This is a genomic window from Halalkalibacter flavus (assembly GCF_036663575.1).
GTDB lineage: Bacteria > Bacillota > Bacilli > Bacillales > Bacillaceae_D > Halalkalibacter > Halalkalibacter flavus.
Map to the genome: position 1 here is coordinate 1 of NZ_JAWRVK010000082.1, position 7281 is coordinate 7281.

At 34.0% G+C, this 7281-nt stretch carries 5 protein-coding genes and 1 pseudogene; 1 reads left to right on the top strand and 5 read right to left on the bottom strand.

Features of this window, described 5'->3' with window-relative positions:
* Window positions 1-81: 81 nt before the first annotated feature.
* The 4 genes and pseudogenes from SAY88_RS24180 to SAY88_RS24195 all read right to left on the bottom strand — a co-directional run bounded on the left by SAY88_RS24180 (window position 82) and on the right by SAY88_RS24195 (window position 3289).
* A pseudogene (locus tag SAY88_RS24180) lies at window positions 82-376 on the bottom strand (antibiotic biosynthesis monooxygenase family protein).
* Between the two features lie 112 nt (window positions 377-488).
* Window positions 489-833, bottom strand: coding sequence for a cupin domain-containing protein (locus SAY88_RS24185; RefSeq protein WP_332634980.1), 345 nt, complete (start codon window positions 831-833; stop codon window positions 489-491).
* Window positions 834-1056: 223 nt separating this feature from the next.
* On the bottom strand, window positions 1057-1863 hold the full coding sequence (locus SAY88_RS24190; protein ID WP_332634981.1) for an undecaprenyl-diphosphate phosphatase: 807 nt from the start codon (window positions 1861-1863) through the stop codon (window positions 1057-1059).
* 307 nt (window positions 1864-2170) lie between these two features.
* Complete coding sequence (locus SAY88_RS24195; RefSeq protein WP_332634982.1) at window positions 2171-3289, bottom strand: tyrosine-type recombinase/integrase; 1119 nt, start codon at window positions 3287-3289, stop codon at window positions 2171-2173.
* A 1585-nt stretch (window positions 3290-4874) separates the two neighbouring features.
* Here SAY88_RS24195 and SAY88_RS24200 point away from each other — a divergent pair.
* Complete coding sequence (locus SAY88_RS24200) at window positions 4875-6362, top strand: flavin monoamine oxidase family protein (protein WP_332634984.1); 1488 nt, start codon at window positions 4875-4877, stop codon at window positions 6360-6362.
* A 73-nt stretch (window positions 6363-6435) separates the two neighbouring features.
* Here SAY88_RS24200 and SAY88_RS24205 read toward each other — a convergent pair whose 3' ends face one another.
* On the bottom strand, window positions 6436-7095 hold the full coding sequence (locus SAY88_RS24205; RefSeq protein ID WP_332634986.1) for an HAD family hydrolase: 660 nt from the start codon (window positions 7093-7095) through the stop codon (window positions 6436-6438).
* Window positions 7096-7281: the final 186 nt, after the last annotated feature.

Here is a 7281-nt window from a genome sequence, read left to right on the forward strand (position 1 = left end):
AAAAGATTTTGCTAGGTCTAGTTTCGTATGCCAAAAATGCACTTCTACCAATGGTTATTTTCAGGATAGTTTAATAACTTATTAAAGAGGAACATTTTCAAAATGTTCAACTGTAGGGAGATTGTCATAGAAATGATGTAGTTGTTTTTTCCATTCTTGATACTCTTTCGATTGTCTAAATCCAACTGTATGGTCTTCTAATGTTTCCCATTTTACCAACAATAAATATTTCCCTTTAACTTCAATACATCGTTGTAATTCATGAGTTTTGTAACCTCTCATTGATGATATGAATTATTGATGCTTCTCGAAATGCTTCCTCATATTCTTCTTCCATTCCTTGCTTAACTTGTAGCATAACAGCTTCTAAAATCATTCTATCTCCCCCTGTTAAAAAGTATATAATTTTATAAATTTTCCTTTTAACTCGAATCAAGTCCTCTACAACAATTTTTCCTTCTTGTAGTTTCCTGCCAGTTAGTTGAAGATTATTCTTTTGTTAAAACTCTATCGCCCTTGCTATTTGGCTGAGAAGTTACAATAAATTCTAAGTCTTGATTAGTTTTATTAAACATTTGATGTGGAACAAGTGGCGGAACTTCGGTGCCTTCTTGTGAATTTAATTCTATTATAGCTCCATCAACTTCAAGCGTAGCTGTTCCTGATAAGACAAAGAAAAACTGCCTAGATTGATTATGATAGTGTTTTACTTCATTTGTATTTGGAGGCATACGTTCATGAATAATACTTAGGTCGTTATTTTTAACTAAATACCAACTATCGCAATTATCTCCCCAAATATAATGTTCTGCATTACTTTTGCTGATTTTCATTGTTTGAACTCCTAACTATTACTTTTCAAATTATATACTAATGTTCCATTCCTTTATTGAACTCTTCTTCCCGTTACTTTAAGTACAATCCTTCAAAATCTCTAATTATCTTAACATAAATATCCAATTTAACTGCCAAATCTTATTCCATTATCTGGCCCTTTTCATGAAGAAAGACACTTTCCTTATTTCAGAAAAGCGCCCGTTTGTTGAAGAACAAAATTTATGTAATAAATAATATTAAACATCCAATAGCAAAGCAGTAATAAGCAAAGTATTTCAAATTACCTCGCTCCATAATTCCCATAAACCATTTAAGAGAGAAGTAAGAAAAAATGAGAGATAAAATAAATGCAATAATATAAGGAATAAGTAGATCACCAAAATCTATATCATTTATCTTGATTAAGATAGTACCAAGACTTACAGGAATATACAGCAAAAATGAATAACGCAAAGCTGTTTCTCTTTTCATGCCTATTCCCATAGCTGCAACGATAGTTGCACCTGACCTACTTATACCTGGGATTAAAGCAATAGCTTGGGCGCAACCTACGATTAATGCATCTCTGATAGTAAGGTTCCTGTCACTCTTTCTCCCTTTTAAATTTCTAATAAGCCAAAGTGCTAAACCAGTAACTAATAAAGCAACTCCTATCGGGGCAATACCTCTAAATGTTGCTGATATCCTATCTTCAAATAATAAACCGACAACACCAGCTGGAATTGTGCCTATAATCAAGTAAACTATAAACATAAAATCATTTTTATAGACTGAATCACGTTTAGTAACATACTTTCGACCATTTTCCATTAATCTAATCAAATCTTTTCGATAAATAAGAACTACTGCTAATAGTGATGCAAAATTCATTAACACCTCAAAGCTAAAATCATTCTCAGAAATACTGATTCCAAAAAGCTCTTGAGCTAGAACTAAGTGACCACTTGATGAAATAGGAATCGGTTCGGTAAACCCTTGTAGCGCACCTAAGAAGGCGTACTTAATTAAAGTAATTAACTCCTCCATTTAACCCTCCTACTTTACTTTTATTACACCTAAAATATATAATCTTAAAAATTGGAAATTTATTCAATACATTATTGTATTATCCTGCCACGTTAAGTACATTCCTTCACAATCTCATTCAATAATAACATAAATATCCATGAGTGTTTGAAGGTCTTATTCCATTAAATGGCCCTTTTCATGAAGAAAGACACTTTCCTTATTTCAGAAAAGCGCCCGATTGCTGAAGAAGGTAGAAATAATTATTGAGAGCATGATAATCACTCAAAAAAAGTACAGTCATTATTGGCTCAATCGAAAAATAGGATCATCTAAACACATTTACTTTTTTTAAATGAACATGTGAATCATCCTGTTGCACCCGTTCTAAGTATATATTAGTGGTTGAAATATCCGAATGGCCTGCCCAATCCTTTACCACTGCTAGAGGAACATCATTCTCCAGCAGAAGAGTTACAAACGTATGACGGAACCAGTGGGGGGTGACTTTTACATTTTTTCCTGCGATATGAACCGCTTCTTTAACAATCTTATATAGGGCGGGGTATGTTAAGCGTTTTTTATTTGAAAGGGTTTCTCTTTTATTATAAATAGCGAAAAAAAGCGGACTAGTGTCTTCCATGTTTACTTCAACCGACTCGCCAATACTTGTTCGATAGTTAAATAGAATTTCTTTTGTCTCATCTCTTATTGGAATGGATCGTGGCTTTTTCCCTTTTCCAATGACATCTACAAATAGGTAGCCCTTATGATTGTAACGAAAGCTTCCCCAATTTAAGCTCAAAAGCTCGCTTGCACGAAGCCCTGTCGTATATAGTAGGTAGCCGATCAGTAAATTTCGTTTTTCCAACTGTTCACGATTCCTTTTTGCTTTCACCACTTTAGGAAAGAAGGAGATAAGAAATTCAGCATCCTTTTGATTCAATTCTCTGACTTGAACACGTGTTTGTGCTTCTTCGTGACGAGTTTCTTCCATTATATAGTGTCCTTTTTTAGACACTGGCTTGGAAATCCAAGTAGAAAGGTGGGATTTGTAAAATTGTGTTTCATAACCAAAGTCTAATAATCTTCTGAAAAACTCCAATTTTCTTATGGCTGATTTAACTGCATAATTTTCTTTAATAAATTTGTTATAAGCTTTTACTTCTGGAAAGCCAAGATCCCGAAAAGAAAGGGAGTGGTCTGTTAAAAAAGTGAGCAGCGTTTTTGCATCCGAACGGTATGCTTTGACCGTATGAGGAGACAGTTGCTTATCTTGTGGAAATACCTTCTCTAAAAAAAACAATTCCAGAAAATCCTGTTCCGAACTATTTGCAAGAGAGAGGTTTCGATTTTCGTCGAGTAGATGCCGATCTTTTAGATGGTCCTGTAAATAAGTTAAGTACTGTTCACCTGTCATATGATTAAGAAGCGTCAAGTCATTCATTTTTTGACCTCCTAAGAAGTAGTTTAAAATAATCTTATTATGTATAGTAAAGATAACTCTTACTTATCTTTACTTATATTTTATCACAGAATGTTTGATATATCTAAAACCTCCCTTAAGGAATCTGTCCCTTTAGCGGAGTAACATGACCGGAGTTTAAAAACAGCAACAAAGACCCCAAAAAACAAAACAGTACCCTACAAAAAAAGATACTGGTTCTTTTAACGATGCTTGAGAAACGCTCTATAACGAAATTAAAAGTCATTTTAACGAATAACCCCTCATTCAATGCAAAATACAGGGGTCTAATTTTCGATAATCTCATCCCAATTTCTCCCTTTCTAAACATCATCAGCCTAAAGGCTTTGGTGAGCCGATATTAATGGAAGCGGTAATGGATCGACGGCTAACCGACATTAAAAACAGCTGGTATTTATTTTCCCTAATTGATGCTAGGGCAAAAGAAAACGATATAATACAAGAGTCCATCGATGAAAATTATCCTAACCTGAAGTTCAAGTGATAATCAGAAGAAAGGTTCCACCAAGCGTTTAGCTATTTCGGGTTTTGATGAGAAACTCTGAATTAAAAAATGCATTAGAATATTACATTCCCTTTGTAAGGAGCTGAAAGAACGTGTCCGATAAAAACAATCTTAAAGATAAGATCAAAAAGATGAATGCTACTTAGGTATTTATTAATTTATATGACACAGATGAAACTAACGATAACACTCATAACAAAGATGATAATAAAAATGCAATTGAAAACAATGATAAAATAAATGATATCATTGATAAAGTAACTAAAAATAACAAAGATGTCACAAATGACATATAATGTTTAACATATGTTAATAATGATAATGTTGTTGATGTTAATGATGAATATGATAGTTACCTTCGGGATCTTGCCGCAGGGAAAAAAGCTTCGAAGAAAAAACAGAAGAAGGTTTTCACCTCTTTCTACATGGATCCTGACTTAGCTTCTGAAGTCGACAAAATCGCTGCAAGAGGAGAGGTCTAAACTAAGTATTACGGCAATTAGAAAGCTACTGGAAGGTTATGGAGTAATCGAGAAAAATAAAATCTAAAAAGAATTCTAATGAAGAAAGACGCTTTCCTTATTTTAGAAAAGCGCCCGATTGGAATGAAAGATTTTTATTAAACACGAGTTGAAAAACAGTTACTTTTACTAGTAACAGAGAAACACCATGACTTAATATAGAGTATGAAAAGAGTTCATGATGGATTGGTGTTTTACAAAAATATTAAATAAATTTAATGTGCATTATTGGTCAACTAAGAGGAACTTCACTTTGAATAAAATCGTCTCTCTTAGTCGGTTATTCTATAGCCAGTATCGTTGTAATAAATGACATCTCTTGTTCAACTATCGGAAGCTTACCATATAAATAACCCTAACTCCAAAATCGATTCATTCATTCGTCCATATATTATTAGGTAACTCTATTTGTGTTTCGTTTGAACATTAGTTTTTCTAACATAGTACTAGCTTCTATCTGAATAGACTGTAATAACTATATATTGAATTATGTACCAGTCTATCGGTAGAGGAGAAAAAAATGTTATTAAATTATGCAATTCCTAAGTTGCCTACGGAACAAATGCTTTCAATTATCCGAAATGGACTCAAAAAAACCAAGACCCCAAAAAAGATTATTATTCTTGGGGCTGGTATGGCTGGGCTTGTCTCTGCATCATTACTTAAACAAGCTGGACATAATGTAACAATCCTTGAAGCCACTGATAGAGTCGGAGGAAGAATCTATACATTAAGAAGAGACTTCAGGGACGGACAATATCTTGAAGCCGGGGCCATGCGTATTCCTCATACCCATTCGTTAACGTTTGAATATATAAACAAATTTCAGCTCCCGGTTAATGAATTTATTAATTCAACCCCTAATGATTTAATTTATGTAAAAGGGATCAGAGCTCGATTATGGATGTATGAACGAAATCCTGACATTTTGCGCTATCCCGTTTCTTCACACGAAAGAGGTAAAACTGCTTCAGAATTGCTTGAGTGGGCCATAGAACCAGTGACAGATTTTGTTAAACGAGACCCAGTGAGAGGTTGGACTTGGGCAATACAAGAGCTGGATAAATACTCGATGGATTCTTATTTAAGGTATAATCCATTTGGACGTACATTATCTCCGGGAGCCATTGAAAAGATTAAAGTCATCCTAACATTAGAAGGGTTGATGGAACTTTCTTTCTTAGAAATATTACGTGAACTGTTAGTCCTATTTACTCCTGATATCACCTTTTATGAAATTACGGGGGGAAACGACAAACTTCCAAATGCATTTACGGATCAATTGAAAGATGATATCCATTATGGTCATTATGTGAAGAAAATTACGCAGCATGACAACCAAGTAACGGTTCGTGCTGTCCATCGAATCTTAGAGCCATTTGAAATCACTGGTGATCTTGCGATTGTGACCATTCCTTTTACAGTTCTGCAATTTGTAGAAATTGAACCGCGTCATTCATTTTCTGAAAACAAATGGAAGGCCATTCGAGAAACTAACTATGCTGGTTCTACGAAGACCGGAATCCAGTTTAGAAACAGGTTCTGGGAAAAGCAAGGGCTATATGGTGGCCAAACAATAACCGATCTGCCAATTAAATATGTGCAATATCCAAGTCATGACCTTGGCACAGATGGACCGGGTGTCATTTTGGGAAGCTATACATGGGATGATGATGCGATTCCATGGGATAGTTTAGATGATGATGATCGCTTGGAGTATGTATTAAGAAATTTAGCGACAATTCATGGTGATCAGGTGTATCGGGATTATCAAGGGGGCGTGAGTCACAGTTGGATCAGGTATCCGTTTTCTGCTGGGGCTTTCACAATGTTTAGACCCGAACAGATAAAAGAAATATTCCCTTATATATCAACACCCGAGGGAAGGGTTCATTTTGCCGGCGAACATGCCTCAACGGCTCATGCCTGGATCCAAGGAGCAATTGAATCTGGAATTCGAGTTGCAGATGAAGTCAATGATTTACCTAGAACTTACTTTGAATCCTAATTACTGATTTCAAGTTATTAATTCTGAAAAAATTATCCGTAAAAGGAGGATAAATAAGTTTCTCTCTACTGAACTATTTATTTAATTTAGGTAATATTGTTTGTAATTCGATTAAGTCATCTATTACCATGTCAGCCTTAGAAAGTTCGTCTTCTCGTGCAAAATCAAAATTACACCCAATTGAAACTAAAGCATTATCTTTAGCTGCATTTATATCTGATAGACGATCTCCAACTACTGCTCCATTGGTAATTCCATATTTCTTTATAATATTTTTAACTAAGTCCGATTTATTCAACGATTCAATTTGTTGGATACTAAAAGTTTCAGTAACCCAATTATCCAAATTATAATAAGTCACAATTGCTTTTAAGTATTCCGTTAAACCATTACTTGCTATGTAAATAGAACAACCATTCTCTTTTAAATAACTGAAAACTTCCTTTACATTAGGATATAAAGCACCTTTTCCACTCCTAATATTTTCAATTAATCTTTCTAGAAAATAAGCATCCATTTGTTCTCTAATTTCAATTGAATAGTTTGGTAACAACGTTTCCCATACTTTTGGTAAAGGTGCACCCATAATCTCACGGTATTTTTCAATAGGGGTTACTGTATCCCATTTATTTAAAGATCGTAAATGGTTAAAAGTATCATCAAGTGATAATTCTAATATTTTATCTGTTTGAAATAGTGTTCCATCCATATCAAAGATTAGTGATTGAGACATTTTTTCTCTCCCTTTAAAAATAACTGATTACTTTTATAGTTTAGCAAATTAATCTATTTTTCTTAAACTATACTGTTTTTTAGTTCAGTAACTTCTAGATAAAATGCGTTTGTGACCGTCAAGTAATTTGACACAGTTTTTGCTTATTAATTTGAAACACTTTCTTGTCCAAAGATGTTTTTACGA

Coding starts and splice junctions, on each gene's coding strand:
- SAY88_RS24185 (WP_332634980.1), bottom strand. CDS start 833: ATGAAAATCAGCAAAAGTAATGCAGAACATTATATTTGGGGAGATAAT.
- SAY88_RS24190 (WP_332634981.1), bottom strand. CDS start 1,863: ATGGAGGAGTTAATTACTTTAATTAAGTACGCCTTCTTAGGTGCGCTA.
- SAY88_RS24195 (WP_332634982.1), bottom strand. CDS start 3,289: ATGAATGACTTGACGCTTCTTAATCATATGACAGGTGAACAGTACTTA.
- SAY88_RS24200 (WP_332634984.1), top strand. CDS start 4,875: ATGTTATTAAATTATGCAATTCCTAAGTTGCCTACGGAACAAATGCTT.
- SAY88_RS24205 (WP_332634986.1), bottom strand. CDS start 7,095: ATGTCTCAATCACTAATCTTTGATATGGATGGAACACTATTTCAAACA.